The sequence below is a fragment of the Phyllobacterium sp. GQ127 genome (assembly GCF_059758635.1).
Map to the genome: position 1 here is coordinate 640,210 of NZ_JCAXDZ010000001.1, position 18,638 is coordinate 658,847.

At 53.0% G+C, this 18,638-nt stretch carries 19 protein-coding genes; 2 read left to right on the plus strand and 17 right to left on the minus strand.

From position 1 onward, the window contains the following. Positions 1–3: 3 nt before the first annotated feature. The 9 genes from AC6CHM_RS03360 to AC6CHM_RS03400 form a co-directional block, all read right to left on the minus strand. Positions 4–477 (minus strand): type II toxin-antitoxin system RatA family toxin, encoded by a 474-nt coding sequence (locus tag AC6CHM_RS03360; RefSeq protein ID WP_115053052.1) that lies wholly within the window; start codon positions 475–477, stop codon positions 4–6. A gap of 3 nt (positions 478–480) precedes the next feature. After that, positions 481–1,446, minus strand: coding sequence for a lipoyl synthase (gene lipA / locus AC6CHM_RS03365; RefSeq protein WP_115053051.1), 966 nt, complete (start codon positions 1,444–1,446; stop codon positions 481–483). 9 nt (positions 1,447–1,455) lie between these two features. Continuing rightward, complete coding sequence (locus AC6CHM_RS03370; protein ID WP_115053050.1) at positions 1,456–1,734, minus strand: GlsB/YeaQ/YmgE family stress response membrane protein; 279 nt, start codon at positions 1,732–1,734, stop codon at positions 1,456–1,458. A gap of 309 nt (positions 1,735–2,043) precedes the next feature. After that, on the minus strand, positions 2,044–3,489 hold the full coding sequence (gene lpdA / locus AC6CHM_RS03375; protein ID WP_115053300.1) for a dihydrolipoyl dehydrogenase: 1,446 nt from the start codon (positions 3,487–3,489) through the stop codon (positions 2,044–2,046). 18 nt (positions 3,490–3,507) lie between these two features. Then, the gene (locus AC6CHM_RS03380; protein ID WP_336440084.1) at positions 3,508–4,146 is read right to left on the minus strand and encodes an SGNH/GDSL hydrolase family protein; all 639 of its coding nucleotides are present in this window, start codon (positions 4,144–4,146) and stop codon (positions 3,508–3,510) included. Positions 4,147–4,154: 8 nt separating this feature from the next. Next, entirely contained in the window at positions 4,155–5,522 is a 1,368-nt protein-coding gene (locus tag AC6CHM_RS03385; RefSeq protein ID WP_498171983.1) for a pyruvate dehydrogenase complex dihydrolipoamide acetyltransferase, read from the minus strand. Positions 5,523–5,537: 15 nt separating this feature from the next. Continuing rightward, positions 5,538–6,941: a pyruvate dehydrogenase complex E1 component subunit beta gene (locus AC6CHM_RS03390; RefSeq protein ID WP_115053047.1), complete on the minus strand. Its 1,404-nt coding sequence runs from the start codon at positions 6,939–6,941 to the stop codon at positions 5,538–5,540. Positions 6,942–6,954: 13 nt separating this feature from the next. Beyond that, positions 6,955–7,986 (minus strand): pyruvate dehydrogenase (acetyl-transferring) E1 component subunit alpha, encoded by a 1,032-nt coding sequence (gene pdhA, locus AC6CHM_RS03395; protein ID WP_115053046.1) that lies wholly within the window; start codon positions 7,984–7,986, stop codon positions 6,955–6,957. A gap of 128 nt (positions 7,987–8,114) precedes the next feature. Then, positions 8,115–8,447, minus strand: a complete 333-nt coding sequence (locus AC6CHM_RS03400) for an FtsB family cell division protein (RefSeq protein WP_115053045.1) — start codon at positions 8,445–8,447, stop codon at positions 8,115–8,117. A 153-nt stretch (positions 8,448–8,600) separates the two neighbouring features. Here AC6CHM_RS03400 and AC6CHM_RS03405 point away from each other — a divergent pair, with 153 nt between their 5' ends. After that, entirely contained in the window at positions 8,601–8,945 is a 345-nt protein-coding gene (locus tag AC6CHM_RS03405) for a hypothetical protein (RefSeq protein ID WP_498171985.1), read from the plus strand. A 57-nt stretch (positions 8,946–9,002) separates the two neighbouring features. Here AC6CHM_RS03405 and eno read toward each other — a convergent pair whose 3' ends face one another. From eno to tpiA, 8 genes are all read right to left on the minus strand, one after another. Beyond that, on the minus strand, positions 9,003–10,280 hold the full coding sequence (gene eno / locus AC6CHM_RS03410; RefSeq protein WP_498171987.1) for a phosphopyruvate hydratase: 1,278 nt from the start codon (positions 10,278–10,280) through the stop codon (positions 9,003–9,005). A gap of 146 nt (positions 10,281–10,426) precedes the next feature. After that, complete coding sequence (locus tag AC6CHM_RS03415; RefSeq protein WP_115053042.1) at positions 10,427–10,789, minus strand: PRC-barrel domain-containing protein; 363 nt, start codon at positions 10,787–10,789, stop codon at positions 10,427–10,429. A gap of 100 nt (positions 10,790–10,889) precedes the next feature. Next, entirely contained in the window at positions 10,890–11,720 is an 831-nt protein-coding gene (kdsA, locus tag AC6CHM_RS03420; protein ID WP_498171989.1) for a 3-deoxy-8-phosphooctulonate synthase, read from the minus strand. Between the two features lies 1 nt (position 11,721). Next, positions 11,722–12,618 (minus strand): VOC family protein, encoded by an 897-nt coding sequence (locus tag AC6CHM_RS03425; RefSeq protein ID WP_336440080.1) that lies wholly within the window; start codon positions 12,616–12,618, stop codon positions 11,722–11,724. A 53-nt stretch (positions 12,619–12,671) separates the two neighbouring features. Then, positions 12,672–14,300 carry a CTP synthase gene (gene pyrG / locus AC6CHM_RS03430; RefSeq protein WP_307285123.1) on the minus strand — a complete coding sequence of 543 codons (1,629 nt, stop codon included), beginning with the start codon at positions 14,298–14,300 and terminating at the stop codon, positions 12,672–12,674. A 146-nt stretch (positions 14,301–14,446) separates the two neighbouring features. Next, positions 14,447–15,094 (minus strand): L,D-transpeptidase, encoded by a 648-nt coding sequence (locus AC6CHM_RS03435; protein ID WP_115053038.1) that lies wholly within the window; start codon positions 15,092–15,094, stop codon positions 14,447–14,449. Positions 15,095–15,301: 207 nt separating this feature from the next. Beyond that, entirely contained in the window at positions 15,302–15,742 is a 441-nt protein-coding gene (gene secG, locus AC6CHM_RS03440) for a preprotein translocase subunit SecG (protein WP_115053037.1), read from the minus strand. 77 nt (positions 15,743–15,819) lie between these two features. Then, positions 15,820–16,584 carry a triose-phosphate isomerase gene (gene tpiA, locus AC6CHM_RS03445; RefSeq protein WP_498171992.1) on the minus strand — a complete coding sequence of 255 codons (765 nt, stop codon included), beginning with the start codon at positions 16,582–16,584 and terminating at the stop codon, positions 15,820–15,822. 161 nt (positions 16,585–16,745) lie between these two features. Between tpiA and AC6CHM_RS03450 the strand changes: the two genes are divergently transcribed. Continuing rightward, positions 16,746–18,635: a SurA N-terminal domain-containing protein gene (locus AC6CHM_RS03450; RefSeq protein ID WP_498171994.1), complete on the plus strand. Its 1,890-nt coding sequence runs from the start codon at positions 16,746–16,748 to the stop codon at positions 18,633–18,635. The last annotated feature ends 3 nt before the right edge of the window (positions 18,636–18,638 follow it).

Consider the following 18,638-nt stretch of genomic DNA (forward strand, 5'->3'; position numbering starts at 1 on the left):
TTCTCAAGCAATTGGCGATTTGCCGTCGACACCGTAAATGGCATCCGCACGCTTTTCAAACGCCTCGGTAAACTTTCGGAACGCAATATCGAACATCGAGCCCATCAGAAATCCGAGCGTACGGCTTTTGAACTCATAATCGATATAGAATTTCACTGTCGATCGCTCAGGATTTGCATCCGGAACGAACTGCCAGCGATTATCGAGATAGCGGAATGGACCATCAATATATTTGGTTTCGATGATGTTTTCTTCGCGCTTCAGCAAAACCTGACTGGTGAAGGTTTCACGGATAAGCTTGTAGCCGACTGTCATATCCGCAATCAGCAGCACCTTGCCGTCCCGTTCCTTGCGCGAGCGTACTTTCAAGCTCTCGCACATCGGCAAAAACTGCGGGTAGCTTTCCACATCGGCAACAAGGTCGAACATCTGCTCTGCGCGGTGGGCGACAGGTCGAGTCGTGTCAAACTTCGGCATTTGTCAGGCGCGGCTTGCGTGCAGCGCCTCGCGCGCAGCTTTCAATCTGGCAAAATCTTCGCCCGCATGGTGCGAGGAACGTGTGAGCGGGCTCGAGGCAACAACAAGAAAGCCCTTGGTCTTGGCGATAGTGGCGTAAGACTTGAACTCGTCAGGCGTGACATAGTTGAGCACAGCGTGATGTTTGCGCGTTGGTTGGAGATATTGGCCAATCGTCATGAAATCCACATCCGCAGAGCGAAGATCATCCATAAGTTGCAAAACTTCGTTCCGCTCTTCGCCCAACCCAACCATGATGCCGGATTTAGTGAAGATGGTGGGATCGATTTCCTTGACGCGCTGCAACAACCTTATGGAATGGAAATATCGCGCACCCGGACGAACCTTCAGATAATTCGAAGGCACAGTTTCAAGATTATGGTTGAAGACGTCTGGACGGGCAGCAACAACGATTTCCAGTGCGCCGGGCTTGCGCAGGAAGTCGGGGGTCAGAATTTCAATGGTCGTGCCGGGAGAAATGCGGCGAATGGCCAGGATGACATCGGCAAAATGCTGCGCCCCGCCATCGGCCAGATCATCACGATCAACAGATGTAATCACGACGTGTTGCAGACCCATTTTCAGGACTGCTTTGCCAACATTCTCCGGCTCTTCAGGGTCCAGCGCCTTCGGCAGGCCAGTTGCGACATTACAGAATGCACAGGCACGCGTGCAGATCTCGCCCATGATCATGAAGGTCGCGTGCTTCTTATCCCAGCATTCACCAATATTCGGACAGCCGGCCTCTTCACAAACCGTGACAAGGTTATGGGAACGCACAATATCGCGGGTTTCGGAGTATCCCTTCGATACGGGCGCTTTTACACGTATCCAATCAGGCTTCTTGAGAAGCTCCGTGTCCGGACGGTTAGCTTTTTCCGGATGGCGCAAGCGCCTTTTTTGATCGATGGTGTCGAGTACCGTTACCATTAGAATATCCTAATTTGCGGCTTTGGCTTTACCAAAGACCCACAGGATGAGAATTGCGCCAACTGTCGCAACGATCAGATTTCCAAAGAATCCATAGAAATTGAAATTCACCAGACCTGCCAGCGTCCCGCCAACAAAGGAACCGGCGATGCCAACCAAAATATTGGTGAAAAGCCCATGATTGCGGCTCATCGCCTTCTCGGCAATATAGCCAGCAAGGAAGCCGATAAGCAGCATGCCGAAGAAACCGACTTCGGGCATACCCATTATTCCGACTGGCTGATCCATCTCTTCGTTCCCTTTTTTAGCGTCCAGACGCCATGGCAATGGCGCGAAATACCAAGGCCCATATAGCACCGAAAAGAAACCCGCCCAAGCCAAAGGCAAAAGTTACCATCCAAACTCCGGTCCAGCCAGTAATTGCCAAACCGTTGACTGATATGGTGTTGCCTGAAACCAGACTCAAGGCAGCAGGCACAAACCCCAGCACGATGCCGATCAGGGTCGACCATTTTAGGATCAACCATGAAAAGCTGATCCACGGCCTGCTGTCTTTGATGACTACCAGCTTCGGTTCCTTTCCTGTCGCCTCAACTATCAGGCGTTAAGCACGCGCCCATAAGCATCCAGCACACTTTCCTTCATCATTTCCGACAAGGTTGGATGCGGGAATACCGTATGCATGAGTTCTTCTTCCGTCGTCTCCAGATTCATGGCAACGACAAAGCCCTGTATCAGTTCAGTCACTTCTGCACCAACCATATGAGCGCCGATCAGCTGGCCGGTCTTCTTGTCAAAGATGGTCTTTACCAAACCCTGATCCTCACCAAGAGCAATGGCCTTGCCATTTGCAGCAAACTGGAACCGGCCCACGCGGATTTCACGGCCGCCTTCCTTGGCCTTGGCTTCGGTCAGACCGACAGACGCGACCTGCGGGTGGCAATAAGTGCAGCCAGGAATCTTGTCTTTTTCCATTGGATGCACCCCGGGGACATTTGCTATCTTCTCAACGCAGATAACGCCCTCATGCTCGGCCTTGTGCGCCAGCATGGGGGGGCCAGCCACATCCCCAATGGCATAAATGCCCGGAACATTGGTCCTGCCATAACCATCAATGACCACACAGCCGCGATCTGTCTTCACGCCGAGCGCTTCAAGCCCAAGATTTTCGATATTGCCTTGAACGCCCACAGCTGAAATCAAACGGTCGGCAGTAATTTTCTCAACCTTGCCATCCTTGGTTTCGACATGGGCTGTGATGGAATTTGCCGCTTTCTCAACCTTGGTTACCTTGGCCTCCGTGATGATCTTCATACCCTGCTTTTCGAATTGCTTGCGGGCAATGGCGGATATTTCCGCGTCTTCCACAGGCATGACATTTGGCAGAAGCTCGACGACTGTGACTTCCGCACCCATGGTGCGATAGAATGATGCGAATTCGATACCAATCGCACCCGAGCCCATGACTACAAGGGACTTAGGCATTTCCGGCGGGATCATGGCTTCGAAATATGTCCAGATCAACTTGCCATCCGGTTCGATACCTGGCAGCGCACGAGGGCGCGCGCCGGTGGCGAGAATAATATGCTTGGCAGTATAAGTGCCCTCGCCCTGCGCGTTCTTCGGAACCGGATTTTGGGGCTCCATGGGCTTCTTTGAAGTCTTTGTGACGACGATCTCACCAGGCTTTGAAAGCTTTGCTTCGCCCCAGATCACATCGACCTTGTTCTTCTTCATCAGGAAGCCGATGCCGGCATTCAGGCGGGCAGAGACGCCGCGCGAACGCTGCACAACAGCCTTGATATCGGCGGAAATCTTGCCTTCAATAGTAAGACCGTAGTCCTTGGCGTGCTGGCCGTAATGGAAAATCTCCGCTGAACGCAGCAATGCTTTGGTCGGTATGCAGCCCCAGTTGAGACATATGCCGCCCAGATGCTCCCGCTCGACAATAGCGGTCTTAAGGCCAAGCTGCGCGGAACGAATTGCGGTCACATAGCCGCCAGGGCCAGAACCAATGATGATCACGTCGTAATTATTGGCCAAGACCATTATCCTCCTGAATTAAAGATCGAGTATGTCTCGAACGATGGGTGCAACGGCCTTGCCGATTGCCCGGGTATTTTCTGCATCAAGATGTACGCCATCAAGCGGTGATGTTTTCACAACGGATCCGGCATCAAAGAAAGCGCAACCGGCAATATCTGCGGCATCACGATAAAACGCAGCAAGCAAGCGCGACTGCTCAATGCCCTGCTCGAAGGTCAGCCGGAATTCCGGCCCTTCCGTTTCGCCCAATGCGGGCGGCGACATGACAAGTATCTGCGGTGGCTGGGCATTGAACTGGTATGGCGCTGTGCGGACGATCTCAATCAGCCGCTGCATGCCTCGTTTTGCACCCTGCGCATTGCCGCAGATAAATGCTTTCATATCATTTGTGCCAAGCATGATAATGATCAGATCGAGAGGGAAATGGGTGCCAAGAACGGTGGTCAGTGTCTTGGCACCATTCCTTTGAAATCCTGACAGATGATCATCATAGGCAGTCGTGCGACCGTTCAAACCGTCCGCGACGACATTGACGCCCGCTCCAAGCTCTGCCTGAAGCGCATTTGGCCAACGATCAGCCAGTGCATGGCGACCCGATCCTCCCGGGATATATCCCCAGGTCAGTGAGTCGCCATAGCAGAGGACTGTTTTCATATCTTTTCTCAGACCAGCATACCCATCGGGTTTTCAATGTGCCGCTTGAAAGCCTGAGCGAGTTCTGCCCCAAGGGCCCCGTCAACCGCACGATGATCGGTTGAAAGCGTAACGGACATTACCGTAGCAACCTTGATCTCGCCTTTTTTCACCACAGCACGTTCTTCGCCTGCCCCAATGGCAAGGATGGTGGCATGTGGAGGGTTGATGATCGCCGCAAAATCCTTCACGCCGAACATGCCGAGGTTGGAGACTGCTGTCGTGCCGCCCTGATATTCCTCGGGCTTCAGCTTGCGATCACGCGCGCGCTTGGCCAAGTCTTTCATTTCGTTGGAAATTGCCGACAGGGTTTTCTCTTCTGCCTTGCGGATGATTGGTGTGATCAATCCACCGGGGATGGAGACAGCCACACCCACATCGGAATGCTTGTGCTTGACCATATTGCTTTCGGTCCAGGAAACATTGGCTTCCGGTACATCGCGCAAGGCCAAAGCCATCGCCTTGATGATGAAATCATTGACCGAGAGCTTGTAGACCGGAACATCGCCCTTGTCGGTCTTGCGCATTGGTGCAGCAAGATTGATCTGCTGGCGTAGGGCCAGAAGGGCATCCAACTCGCAATCGACAGTTAGGTAGAAGTGAGGAACCGTCGATTTTGCCTCGAGAAGACGCTTGGCGATTGTTTTACGCATGCCGTCATGCGGTACAAGCTCGTAAGAGCCTTCGGCAAACAGCTTAAGCACAGCGTCATCAGACATCGGCTTGGGCGCGGATGCAGCAGTAGCTGGCGCTGCAGCGGCAGGCGCAGCCGATTTGGCACCGCCTCCGGCAATAGCGGCTTCAACGTCTTTCTTTATAACGCGGCCATGCGGTCCAGTGCCCGTAACCGCGACAAGATCAATCCCTGCATCCTTGGCTATGCGGCGCGCAAGCGGCGATGAAAATGGACGATCGCCCGCCTTGGCATCAGCAGCAGGTGCTTCCTGCTTTGGCGCTTCTGCCTTGGCCGGTTCTGATTTGGGTGCATCGGCTTTGGGGGCTTCTGCGGCTGGCTCAGCCTTCTTCTCTTCTTTTGCTTCTGCTTTGGCAGGAGCAGCATCGCCACCGCCTTGGGCAGCAGCGCCAACATCCTCGCCATCAGCCGCAAGAATAGCAATCAAGGCATTGACCTTGACGCCTTCAGTGCCTGCCGGAACGACGATTTTGGCAACGGTACCTTCGTCAACGGCTTCAACTTCCATTGTTGCCTTATCGGTTTCGATCTCGGCAATAACATCGCCGGGACCAACCTTATCGCCTTCTTTGACGAGCCATTTGGCAAGGTTGCCCTCTTCCATCGTAGGAGAAAGCGCCGGCATGGTGATATTGATCGGCATATCGGTTTCCTCCCCTTATGCTGTGTAGGTCACAGCTTTGACGGCGTCGATAATTTCCTGAATGTTTGGCAGCGCCAGCTTTTCCAGATTGGCAGCATAAGGCATTGGAACATCCTTGCCCGCAATCGTCAGGATTGGAGCATCTAGATAATCAAAGGCCTGCTGCATAACGCGGGTGGCAATTTCCGTACCAACTGAAGACTGCGGATAGCCCTCCTCAATGGTCACAAGGCGACCTGTCTTCTTCACAGATTCAACCACTGTTGGAATATCCATTGGGCGGATTGTGCGCAGATCAATGATTTCCGCATCAATACCCATCTTGGCAAGCTCGACTTCAGCCTTCACCGTATAGTTCATGCCGATGCCAAACGAGACGAGCGTAACGTCCTTACCCTTCTTGTGGATACGGGCCTTGCCGATTGGCAGTACGAAATCATCAAGCTTCGGCACGTCGAAGGAATGACCGTAGAGGATTTCGTTCTCAAGGAAGATCACCGGATTAGGATCGCGGATTGCAGCCTTGAGCAGGCCTTTTGCATCGGCAGCCGAATAAGGCATAACGACCTTCAGACCGGGAATGTGGCTATACCATGCAGCGTAACATTGCGAATGCTGGGCTGCCACGCGTGAGGCTGCACCGCTTGGGCCACGGAAAACCATCGGCGCACCCATCTGACCACCAGACATATAGAGCGTCTTGGCAGCAGAGTTGAGTATCTGGTCGATTGCCTGCATGGCAAAGTTGAATGTCATGAATTCAACGATTGGACGAAGGCCGGTCATCGCAGCGCCGACGCCAACACCGGCAAAGCCATGCTCCGTGATTGGCGTATCGACAACGCGGCGCGGACCAAATTCATCAAGCAGGCCTTGAGTGATCTTATAGGCACCCTGATATTCAGCGACTTCCTCGCCCATGACAAACACCGAGTCGTCGCGGCGCATTTCTTCAGCCATCGCATCGCGCAAAGCTTCACGAACGGTCGTCGAAACCATTTCGGTGCCTGCCGGAATATCGGGATCAGCGGCAACTTCAGTTTTCGGCGCAGCAGGAACGCTGGTCTTTTCAGGAGCAGTCTCTTGCTTGGGAGCTTCCGGCTCAGCCTGTGCTGGCGCAGCTTCTGCCTTGGCGGAAGCATCTGCCTTGGGCGCTGCGGCATCATCAGCGCTTTCACCATCACCAAGCAGCACGGCGATCACGGTGTTCACCTTTACACCGTCAGTACCTTCGGCGACAAGAATCTTGCCGATTGTACCTTCGTCAACAGCTTCGACCTCCATCGTCGCCTTGTCGGTTTCGATTTCGGCGAGAATGTCACCGGACGTGACCTTATCGCCTTCTTTCTTCAGCCATTTGGACAGCTTGCCCTCTTCCATAGTTGGCGAGAGTGCTGGCATCAAAATATCTACAGGCATGATCGCGCCTCCCTTAGAGCAAAATGTCGGTGTAGAGCTCGGATGCATCCGGCTCCGGATCGGACTGCGCAAAATCAGCTGCATCTGCAACGATATCGCGAACGTCCTTATCGATCTTCTTCAGATCGTCCTCTGTGGACCATCCTTTTTCGATCAATCGGTTCTTCACCTGCTCAATTGGGTCATGATCGGAGCGCATCTTCTGCACTTCGTCCTTCGAACGGTATTTGGCCGGATCCGACATGGAGTGACCACGATACCGGTATGTCTGCATCTCAAGGATCATCGGGCCTTTGCCGGAACGGGCCCAGGCTGTTGCTTCCTCGCCCGCAGCGTTAACGGCACGAACATCCATACCATCAACCTGAATACCGGGAATATTGAACGAGAGACCACGCTTGGAGAAGTCAGTTTCGGCAGATGCACGAGAAACCGAGGTGCCCATCGCATAGCGATTGTTTTCAATGATGTAGACGACAGGAAGCTTCCATAGCGATGCCATGTTGAAGCTTTCATAAACCTGGCCCTGATTGGCGGCGCCGTCGCCGAAATAGGCAAGCGAGACATTGCCATTGTCGCGGTAGCGATTGGCGAATGCCAGACCTGTACCGAGCGAAACCTGTGCACCAACGATACCGTGACCGCCGTAGAAATGCTTCTCCTTGGAGAACATATGCATCGAGCCGCCCTTGCCCTTCGAAAGACCGCCTCGTCGTCCAGTCAGTTCAGCCATCACGCCCCGCGGACTCATGCCGCAAGCGAGCATGTGACCATGGTCACGATAGCCGGTGATATTCTGGTCACCTTCCTTGAGCGACATTTGCATGCCTGTGACGACCGCTTCCTGTCCGATATAAAGGTGACAGAAGCCGCCGATAAAGCCCATGCCATAGAGTTGACCAGCCTTCTCTTCGAAGCGGCGGATCAACAACATCTGCCGGTAGGCTTCCAGCTCTTGCTCTTTGGTGAATTCGATTGGTTTTGGTGCTTTAGCAGCAGAAGTCTGCGCGGAACGCGCAGGGCTTTTTTTCGCCCTCGTGGCCATATCTCACTCCCTGTGACTTGGTCGCAAGAGAATAGCAGCAGAGACAGAACTTACAATACGCAGAATCGAATAAGTGCTATGCAAATAAGACGTTCAAAATACACAACAAAATAGCTATTAACCGGATATCAGTTAATAGCTAAATCTCCGGAACCACGCATTATCGTGACCTCATCCGGACGGGAAACGTTCAGTGCTTTGCGAGCTTGCTCGTCCAGCATATCCTTCTCAATTGTCCCATCATGCATAAGTTTAACCTGTCGTTCAAGCTCCTTGCGATTCTCGACGACAGCAGCAAGCTGAGCCTGAAGCAGCTGGGTTCGCTCCTGCAGTTTAATGGTGGAATAAAGACCATATTCGCCGTGATAGGCATGGAAGCCGAAATAGGCGAAAAACAGGGTGGCGAGCAGCGGAACAATTAAGCGCCCCCGCCTGGTTTTACGTCTCTGTTTTGTCCACATTGTCTTATCCGGATCGCTACGGAATCAGGTCACGATGGCCTGATTTGTCACACACTCATAAAACAGTGTTTTGCTTAACAGGCGATTACCAGCCACCTCAAAACCATGTTACGAAGTCCGGGCATCTTTTGACAAACATCTAATGGCGCCGGTATGAGCATTCGAAACATCAGCGCAATTGCTTTGCCGGTACTGGCAGTTCCACTCGCCATAATAGCACTAATAACAACACCAAATGAGTACACGGCGATGGGGCAATCCGGTGTGGATTGTGACGGGCCATTTGGGGTTCTCGTTTTCGCGCTGGCGGCTCTTGTTGTCTATGCACTGGGTATTGGCATTTTCGCGATATCCGCATTTCCGAAGTCGCCAGCATTGAGAATCCTGATAGCCGCATCCAGCCTGATTATTTGCGGTGCGCTTGGCATTCAGATCGCCTTGAGCATTCATGAGCTTCAAACTGATGCGTATCAGGAAACATGCGGCAGCGGGCTCTAATCCGCCCAAAAAAATGGCGGACCTGAGCCCGCCATTTAGATTCGATAGGTTCAAATATTAGATGAAGCGAAAAATGCCGCGGCCCGCATAGCTGGCCTGCGGACCAAGCTCTTCTTCAATACGGATCAACTGGTTGTACTTCGCGATCCGGTCGGAACGTGACAGCGATCCGGTCTTGATCTGTCCGCAATTGGTAGCAACTGCAAGATCCGCAATGGTTGCATCTTCGGTTTCGCCAGAACGATGCGACATCACAGATGTATAGCCAGCGCGATGGGCCGTTTCCACAGCATCGAAAGTTTCAGACAATGTGCCAATCTGGTTGACCTTGACGAGGATCGAATTGGCAACACCCATCTTGATGCCATCACGAAGACGGGCCGAGTTGGTCACGAAAAGATCGTCGCCGACGAGCTGGCATTTCTTTCCAACAAGATCAGTGAGGTGCTTCCAGCCTTCCCAATCATCTTCCGACATGCCGTCTTCGACCGTTATGATGGGATAATTGCCAACGAGCTGAGCGAGATATTCAGCTTGCGCCTTCGGGTTACGGCTCTGGTTGTCGCCTTCGTATACGTAGTTTCCGCCTTTGAAGAACTCAGTGGCGGCACAATCAAGACCGATCGCGATTTCTTCACCTGGCTTGAATCCAGCTTTTTCAATCGACTCCATGATGAAATCGAGCGCTTCTTCAGCAGACTTCAAATCTGGAGCAAAGCCGCCTTCATCGCCGACATTTGTGCTATGGCCCGCATCCTTGAGGCGCTTCTTCAGCGTGTGAAACACTTCCGAACCATAACGCACGGCTTCTGCCAAAGATGACGCGCCGACTGGCAGGATCATAAATTCCTGAAAGTCGATTGGGTTGTCGGCATGGGCGCCGCCATTGATGATGTTCATCATGGGCACTGGCAGGACATGAGCGTTTGGACCGCCGAGGTAGCGATAAAGCGGCAGGCCCGATGCCTCAGCGGCGGCCTTGGCAACAGCGAGCGAAACGCCGAGAATGGCATTGGCACCAAGACGGCTCTTGTTCGGCGTGCCATCAAGTTCAATCATGGTCTGATCGATATGGATCTGGTTTTCTGCTTCTAGACCGCCAATCGCGTCAAACAGTTCGCCATTCACTGCGTCAACAGCTTTTTGAACGCCCTTGCCGAGATAACGGGTTCCGCCGTCGCGCAACTCAACAGCTTCATGTGCGCCAGTCGATGCGCCCGAAGGTACAGCAGCGCGGCCCATGGAACCGTCTTCGAGGATGACATCGACTTCCACAGTCGGGTTACCGCGACTATCCAGAATTTCACGGCCAATAATATCGACAATCGCAGTCATGGGAGTTCCTTTTGAAAACGTGGGACAGCATAAGCTGGCCCCTGAATAGCGAATGAAGATGACAAGGAAAACCCTGACAAGTCGATTTGTGCATTAAAACGGAAAAAAGGCCGCTCGAAAGCGGCCTCTTTTGAAGATCAGCGACGTTAAGCCGCCTTATCGACCTTATAATAAGAGAACGACATATCCCTTACCTTGCGGCCATCATTTTCCGTAAGCTCGGCGATTGTGTTCACAGGAGCCTGTTCCAGCTGCTGGCGGGTGAACCCAACTGTGTAACCGCCATTGTTTTTGTCATAGTCGAGCAGTGACCAAGGTATGGCGTGGTACTTTTCACCAATGCCCAAGAAACCTCCAAAGCCGACGACTGCGAACATTATCTTATCGGATGTCTTATCAAGCATGACATCCTCAATCTCGCCCATCTTTTCGCCGGCAGTGTTATAGACATTGGTGCCAATAACACGTGAAGCGCGGATAGCTGTTGTATGACCTGAACTGGTTGGCATTTTACTACTCCTTCTTGCTTTTGCATGAAGGGTTAATGAGTGAATTGGCCCATGGTTGCAAAAAACTCCAACTTTAATTGCGGAACAATGTCGCGCGTGGTCAAACAGCTTTTGCTATGCGGTCGAATTCCAGCAGTTTTTCAAGCAAACGAGGCATCTGATCCAGCGGCACCATATTGGGACCATCTGACGGGGCGTTATCGGGATCCTGATGCGTCTCGATAAAGACACCCGCCACACCAACGGCCACTGCCGCGCGCGATAGAGTTTCAACGAATTCGCGCTGACCGCCAGTCGAACCACCCTGGCCACCCGGCTGCTGCACGGAGTGAGTCGCATCAAAAATAACCGGCGCGCCAAAGCTTGCCATAATTGGCAGGGATCGCATGTCGGACACCAACGTGTTGTAACCGAAGGAAGCTCCGCGCTCGGTCACCATCACATTTGGGTTGCCGCTTTCTGTCACTTTGGCCACGACATTCTTCATATCCCAAGGCGCAAGAAATTGACCCTTTTTGATATTCACGATTTTACCTGTCTTGGCGGCGGCAATCAGAAGATCGGTTTGGCGGCAAAGAAAGGCTGGAATCTGCAAAACATCGACAACTTCGCCGAGAATTGCGCATTGCTCTTCCGTGTGAACATCGGTGAGCGTTGGAAGACCAAGCTCCTTTTTAATATCAGCAAATACCGGCAAGGAATTTTCAAGGCCAAAGCCGCGCTTGCCGGAGAGCGACGTGCGATTTGCCTTGTCAAAGCTGGATTTATAGACGAGGCCAATGCCAAGCTTTTCGGTCATTTCTTTCAATGCGCCTGCCATGTCGAAAGCGTGCTGGCGGCTTTCCATCTGGCAAGGGCCCGCAATGAGCGAAAGTCTGCCGCTATTGGAAAATGCGACATTGCCAGCGGAAACGATGGAATTCTGGGACATATTAGAGGGCCTCAAATGCGATGGCAGCGCCCTGCCCTGGTGCCTTGTGCACGATCAGGCGGGAGCCACGCTTTTCGATTGGAATATTGTTGCTGATGAGCAAAGATTCAACTGCCGCCAGATCACGAACGCCAAGCACGAAAGCTTGCAGGCGCAGACCGCGCTCCATTGTTGATGATTCTATGCCGGTGAATGCCTTCAATCCGGATGGCGTAAGCACGGTAATATTTGCATTGGCCGCAGCCATATCCATGCCGAATGAATGCGCGTTGACGTCCCGCTGATTGATCACTTCCTGCAAAGGATACTGGAAATCCGTGGGATTGACCTCAGAAAGAACCACTTCCCGCAAAACGGCAGCACCATTTGCATGTAATTGCAACGCGCTCCGATCTACCTTTGGGGTGTTTATGCGCTCGCAAGTAAAGAAGAATATATCGGGCGCGCGCAGGTCCGCGGCAAAAGCCAAGCGAAATCCCGCTCGGTCCTCTTTGCCATCCGGCAAAATGAACGGCCGGGAAAAATCCAGAATATTGCCGGCAGAAATCCCTGCCTCTGCGAAAGATTGATGGTCAGCTTTTGCGTTCTCGCTGCCCATGACGAGTGCAGAAAAACCTTCCTGCCCGTTACGGAACCGATAGGCCTGATCCCGCGCGACAAACACATTGCCTTTAATCGCCTCAGCCTCGCATGTCTCGCGCTGACCTATGGCCAAAAACTCAAGGAAACTATTATCGCCGAAGAATACGCAAACATTTTCGGTTCCGAACGGATGTACCCCTACAGGCGCGACCGTGAACCCAAGTTGTTCCAATCGCACGCGTGCGATTTCCAGATCTGCCGTGGGCAAAACCAGATGGTCGACAGGACGGGGCGTGCGGGGTGACAAATTACTCATGATGAAAGGGTGTGCCTCAATGCTGACTGCAATTCAAGTCACACCCTTGCCGATCAAACGAGCCTGCTTTGCGCCATCGCCGCATTGATGAACGATGCAAACAATGGATGTGGCTCAAACGGACGCGACTTCAATTCCGGATGATACTGTACACCGATGAACCAGGGATGGTCAGGATATTCCACCGTTTCAGGCAGAACGCCATCCGGCGACATGCCCGAGAATACCAAACCACATTCTTCAAGACGGTCCTTATATTCGATATTCACTTCATACCGATGTCTGTGCCGTTCGGAAATGTCGGTAGAACCGTAAATATCAGCAATCCGTGTGCCCGACTTGAGCAACGCATCATAGGCGCCAAGACGCATCGTTCCGCCCAAATCCCCGGTCTGCGCGCGCTTTTCAAGCATATTGCCTTTAAGCCACTCGGTCATCAGGCCAACAACGGGCTCGCTCGCTGGGCCAAACTCGGTAGAAGATGCCTTTTCGACGCCAGCCAAGGAACGAGCGGCTTCGATCACAGCCATCTGCATGCCAAAACAAATACCGAAATACGGAACCTTTTTTTCGCGGGCGAACTTGGCGGCAAGTATCTTGCCTTCCGAACCGCGCTCGCCAAACCCGCCAGGCACGAGAATACCGTGAACCTTTTGCAGGTAAGGCGCAGGATCTTCCTGTTCGAATATTTCGGATTCGATCCAGTCCAGATTGACCTTTACCTTATTGGCCATGCCGCCATGATGGAGCGCTTCAATCAGCGATTTATACGCATCTTTCAGGCCGGTATATTTACCAACAATGGCAATCGTAACCTCGCCTTCCGGATTGTGGATGCGCTGGCTGACTTCGTCCCAACGCTCCATGCGAGGCTTCGGTGCCGGATCGATCCCAAATGCGGCCAAGACTTCTGAATCCAGACCTTCTTTATGATAGGCCATAGGCACATCATAAATTGTATCCACATCAAGCGCCTGAATAACGGCAGAAGCCCGGACGTTGCAGAACAGCGATAGCTTGCGGCGCTCGGATTCCGGAATCTCGCGATCAGCGCGAATGAGAAGAATATCGGGAGCAATACCAATGGAACGCAGCTCTTTTACCGAATGCTGGGTTGGCTTGGTCTTGAGTTCACCCGCAGCCGGTATGTAGGGCATGAGGGTCAGGTGGATATAAACAGCGCTGCCGCGCGGCAAATCATTGCCAAGTTGGCGGATCGCCTCAAGGAAAGGCATTGCTTCAATGTCACCGACCGTACCGCCGATTTCACAAAGAACGAAATCATAATCCTCATTGCCTTCGACAATGAAGTTCTTGATCTCATCAGTGACGTGCGGAATTACCTGAACCGTCGCACCGAGATAATCGCCCCGGCGTTCCTTTTCGATAATGTTGCGATAAATCCGCCCTGTCGTGATGTTGTCCTGCTTATTGGCAGGACGCCCCGTGAAACGCTCATAATGACCAAGATCAAGGTCAGTTTCGGCGCCATCGTCGGTTACAAACACTTCGCCATGTTGATAGGGCGACATCGTTCCGGGGTCGACGTTGAGATAAGGATCAAGCTTGCGAATCCGTACACGGTATCCACGAGCTTGGAGGAGTGCCGCCAAAGCGGCTGCAGCGATGCCTTTTCCGAGGGAAGAAACCACGCCACCAGTGATGAAAACATATCGGGCCATGGGCTTATCTCGTTAGTCCTTTGCAAGTGATTTGGCCACAAAAAAATTCGGCTGAAGCGCCGTTTTCCCGCACAAATCTTTTCTTCATTTCAAACAAAACGGCCAGACGCAAAGTCTGGCCGTTCAATTAAATCCGGTATTAGTTGTTATAGAACAACAACTTCCGTGCCGATTTTCACGCGATCATAGAGATCAATAACGTGATCGTTGACCATGCGGAAGCAGCCATTGGAAGCTGAGCTACCAATAGTCCAAGGCTGCACGGTGCCGTGGATACGCACATAGGTGTCACGATTTCCCTGTGACAGATAGATTGCACGGGCGCCCAAAGGATTACCAGGACCGCCATCCATACCGTTCTCATACTTGGCATAATGAGCTGGCTCGCGCTTGATCATTTCCTTGGTTGGAATCCAACGAGGCCATTCGCGCTTTGTCTGGACAACAGCCGTACCCTTGAACTCGAGCCCTTCCTTGCCAACGGCAATACCATAACGGCGGGCAGAATAGGCGCTTTGGACCAGATAGAGAAATCTCGCTTGCGGATCGATCACGATCGTGCCCGGCTTGTACCCGGAGAATTCAACTTCCTGCGGCATGTATTTTGGGTCAATGCCATATTTTGTTTTCTTCGGACGGGCTGGCGTGCGCACCTCCGCCACTTCTACCGGCTTTGCTGCATCGCGTTCGCCAGTGAAAGGCTTTGTAAGTTTCTTGAGGATCGGCTCGGCAGATGCAGGGCCGGCCAAGGCCAGTACCGACATTCCAATAAGCAATGAGCGACGTGACAACATGATGTGTATTCCCGAATGGATTGCAAAGCGTCCCAAGCGACGCTTGCCGGGCCCCCTAGGCCAACTTGATATTGCGATAACTGAAGACAGGGCCCTTCTCAATGCAAATCGCTGTGATCATTCCTGACGAATGATGGATGCATCAAAGAAGTTGCGGAACCGCAACACATTGTTGTGGTTCCGCGTAACTATATAACCGTATGCGTTTTACTGCGAGTTCGGAACAGGATTTGCAGGCTGCGCTGGAGTAACCGGTGCTGTAGGCGCGGGCGCGGTCGATTCGGGGGCTGGTGCCGCTGGCGTTGCCGGGGCGGTCGACGATGCGCCGCCCAACTGATTAAGAACACCGCCGCTTGAAGGAGGCTGCTGACCGGCAGGCTGACTGCCTGTCGTCGTCGGAATACGGTTGAGAATGTCAGTGGGCGTTTCGCTATAGCGCGAAAGAATGCCGAGCGCCAAGGAAGTGATAAAGAACCCTGTTGCCAGGATGGCTGTTGCGCGGGTCAGCACGTTTGCAGCACCCCGTGCCGTCATCAAACCGGACCCGCCGCCAATACCCAGACCACCGCCTTCGGAACGCTGCACGAGCACAACCCCAACGAGGGCAAGTACTATCAGAAGATGAATCACAATAAGGACGGTTTGCATGGGTATTTTCTGCTTCTCAAGTGTCGGACGCGGCTCTTTACACCGTATCGGTCGATAAACCAAGCCCGGTTTTACGCTTAGAGGGAATGATATGCTTCACAGATGGCTAGAAAGTCCGGTGCTTTCAAGCTCGCACCACCCACAAGTGCGCCATCGACATTCTCTATACCAAGAAGTTCAACAGCATTGGATGGTTTCACCGACCCGCCATAGAGGATGCGCATTGCCCTACCCTCCTCACCAAAGCTATCGCTTAATGCCGCCCGAATAGATGCGTGGACTTCCCGCACGTCTTCGGCAGTCGGTGTCAGTCCGGTTCCGATTGCCCAGACGGGCTCGTAGGCGACAATCGTATTTCCTGCGGTGGCATTATCGGGAACTGACCCGGCAAGTTGCGTCGCGATGATTTCCAGCGTCGAACCTGCTTTGCGCTGCAACTCGGTTTCTCCGATGCAGATAATGGCAGTAAGACCAGCTTCCCAGCCAGCGCGCGCCTTGGCATTGACGATGGCATCGGTCTCGCCATGGTCGGTGCGGCGCTCCGAGTGACCGACGATGACGTGCGATGCTCCCGCGTCTTTCAGCATGCTGGCAGCAATATCGCCTGTATGAGCGCCAGACTGCTTTGCGTGGCAGTCCTGACCACCAATGCTCAACTTCTCACCCTCTACGGATTGCGCAGCTCGCCAGACAAGCGTTGCAGGCACGCAAATGAGAGCATCTATTTTTTCGCCGATTGCCGAGTTGGGACGATTAATGATCACGCGAAGTTCATCAAGCTGATCTCCCATGCCATTCATTTTCCAGTTACCGGCGACGAGAGGGCGAATATTGGGGGTCATCTTCTCTTCCTTAAGTCACGAAAGTCATGGTTTGGGCGATTTTCTGAAGTCTTTGATTGCCTGACTAGCAAATTCACTTGATAAAGCAATCGACACAAGCTTTGCATCACGCTATTCCCGCTAGGATTCAACTGCGTTTCGTTTAATACGGTGACTTTAATATGCTCGACTCCCTCCGCAATGTTGCCCAGACCTGGGTAGCCAAGTTGCTTCTAGCTCTTCTCGGACTCAGCTTTATAGGCTGGGGCGCGTCGAGCACCCTGCTTGGCGCCATTAACGGCAATGCTGCCATCAAGGCGGGAGATTCCGAAGTATCGCCTCTCGATTACCGCTTGGCTTATGACCGCGAGCTTGCGTCATTGTCGCAACGCTTTGGTCAACGGCTGACACGCGAACAGGCTGATGCCATCGGCATTAGCAATCAGGTCCAGGGGCGGCTTGTTGCCGGCGCCTTGCTTGATGAGCAGGCCCGCAAGATGTCTTTGGGTCTGTCAAAAGACCGTCTGGCCCAGCTTGCAGCCGAAGATCCCGCATTTCGGGGCGCAAACGGACAGTTCAGCAGCGCACAGTTTGACGCCGTTCTGCGCAATGCTGGCATGACGCCGCAAAACTATCTGGACAATAGCGCCCAGGTTGCACGCCGCCAACAGATCGTCGAGGCTGTCGCAGACGGGATCAAGGCTCCAGAAACGCTGGTTAAAGCCATCGCTATTTACAAAGGCGAATCGCGCACCATTGAATATGTAGCTATGCCGAAAAACTTCGTCTCAAGCGTTGCCGACCCAAGTGATGCGGACCTGAAGACATATTTCGAAGCCAACAAAGAAGTCTATGGCGCGCCGCAATACCGCAAGGTCAGCTACGTCAAACTTGAGGCGTCGGATATTGCAAACCCGGCAACGGTAACGCCTGAAGAGATCAAGGCAGAGTACGAAAAGAACATTGCCCGCTACTCCACACCGGAAACGCGCACTATCGAACAGCTGTCATTTGCCGACGAAGCTGCTGCGAAAGCTGGATTGGAAAAGCTTAAAACAGGCATGAGCTTCGAGGATTTGGTCAAGGCCGAAGGCAAGAGCATGAATGATGTGCATCTTGGCACATTCCCGAAGAGTGCCCTGCCCGACCAATCCATCGCCGAGCCAATCTCCGCGCTTCAAGCCAATGGCGTAAGCGACGTATTGAAGGGAACGTTTGGTCCTGTGATTGTTCGCGTCACTGCGGTCACACCTGAAGTAGTCAAGCAGCTTCCTGAAGTTGAAAAAGAAATTCGTGAGAATATTGCCCTTGCACAGGCGACAAATGCCGTAGCGGATGTCCATGACGCCTACGAAAATGCGCGCGCTGATGGCCAGACCATGGCGGAAGCTGCCGCAGCTCAAAACCTGAAGGTGGTAACGATCGATGCGGTGGACCAGAATGGTCGCTCGCCCGACGAAAAAGACGTTCCAAACTTGCCGTTTGATGAAAACCAGATGGCCGCAATTTTCCAGGCTGATGTCGGTTTTGACAATGAGCCGTTCAGCCTCGGCACGAATGCCTATCTCTGGTACGATGTCGACAGCGTAACGCCAGCCCGTGAACGGCCATTGGACGAAGTTAAAGCCAAGGTCATCGAGCATTGGGAGACAGCCGAACTCGAAAAACAGCTGAATGCGAAAGCTGAGGAAGTTCGCAAGCGCGTTGCGGATGGAACGTCACTCGACGACATTGCCACTGAGTTCAAATTCACCAAGGAAACCAAGCGTGGGATTACGCGCGAAAGCAAGGATGCTGACCTCGGTCAAGGTGGCGTAGATTCTGTTTTCGATGGACCTCAGGGCTTGGTTGGAATGAGTGAATCGGCAAGCGATGGATCGAAGTTGATCTTTAAGGTTACCGAGGCAATCGAACCCGCCAATGTCGGTCCTGAATCTCTTACAGCCGCAGAGAAAGATGCATTTGGTTCGCGTCTTGCAGATGATCTCCTCGACCAGTTGATAGCGCAATTGCAGACCGTCTATCCGGTGACAGTCAACAAGACAGTCATCGATCAGGCGCTCGCCCGGTAAGAA

Coding starts and splice junctions, on each gene's coding strand:
- AC6CHM_RS03360 (WP_115053052.1), bottom strand. CDS start 477: ATGCCGAAGTTTGACACGACTCGACCTGTCGCCCACCGCGCAGAGCAG.
- lipA (WP_115053051.1), bottom strand. CDS start 1,446: ATGGTAACGGTACTCGACACCATCGATCAAAAAAGGCGCTTGCGCCAT.
- AC6CHM_RS03370 (WP_115053050.1), bottom strand. CDS start 1,734: ATGGATCAGCCAGTCGGAATAATGGGTATGCCCGAAGTCGGTTTCTTC.
- AC6CHM_RS03380 (WP_336440084.1), bottom strand. CDS start 4,146: ATGAAAACAGTCCTCTGCTATGGCGACTCACTGACCTGGGGATATATC.
- AC6CHM_RS03385 (WP_498171983.1), bottom strand. CDS start 5,522: ATGCCGATCAATATCACCATGCCGGCGCTTTCTCCTACGATGGAAGAG.
- AC6CHM_RS03390 (WP_115053047.1), bottom strand. CDS start 6,941: ATGCCTGTAGATATTTTGATGCCAGCACTCTCGCCAACTATGGAAGAG.
- pdhA (WP_115053046.1), bottom strand. CDS start 7,986: ATGGCCACGAGGGCGAAAAAAAGCCCTGCGCGTTCCGCGCAGACTTCT.
- AC6CHM_RS03400 (WP_115053045.1), bottom strand. CDS start 8,447: ATGTGGACAAAACAGAGACGTAAAACCAGGCGGGGGCGCTTAATTGTT.
- AC6CHM_RS03405 (WP_498171985.1), top strand. CDS start 8,601: ATGAGCATTCGAAACATCAGCGCAATTGCTTTGCCGGTACTGGCAGTT.
- eno (WP_498171987.1), bottom strand. CDS start 10,280: ATGACTGCGATTGTCGATATTATTGGCCGTGAAATTCTGGATAGTCGC.
- AC6CHM_RS03415 (WP_115053042.1), bottom strand. CDS start 10,789: ATGCCAACCAGTTCAGGTCATACAACAGCTATCCGCGCTTCACGTGTT.
- kdsA (WP_498171989.1), bottom strand. CDS start 11,720: ATGTCCCAGAATTCCATCGTTTCCGCTGGCAATGTCGCATTTTCCAAT.
- AC6CHM_RS03425 (WP_336440080.1), bottom strand. CDS start 12,618: ATGAGTAATTTGTCACCCCGCACGCCCCGTCCTGTCGACCATCTGGTT.
- pyrG (WP_307285123.1), bottom strand. CDS start 14,300: ATGGCCCGATATGTTTTCATCACTGGTGGCGTGGTTTCTTCCCTCGGA.
- AC6CHM_RS03435 (WP_115053038.1), bottom strand. CDS start 15,094: ATGTTGTCACGTCGCTCATTGCTTATTGGAATGTCGGTACTGGCCTTG.
- secG (WP_115053037.1), bottom strand. CDS start 15,742: ATGCAAACCGTCCTTATTGTGATTCATCTTCTGATAGTACTTGCCCTC.
- tpiA (WP_498171992.1), bottom strand. CDS start 16,584: ATGACCCCCAATATTCGCCCTCTCGTCGCCGGTAACTGGAAAATGAAT.
- AC6CHM_RS03450 (WP_498171994.1), top strand. CDS start 16,746: ATGCTCGACTCCCTCCGCAATGTTGCCCAGACCTGGGTAGCCAAGTTG.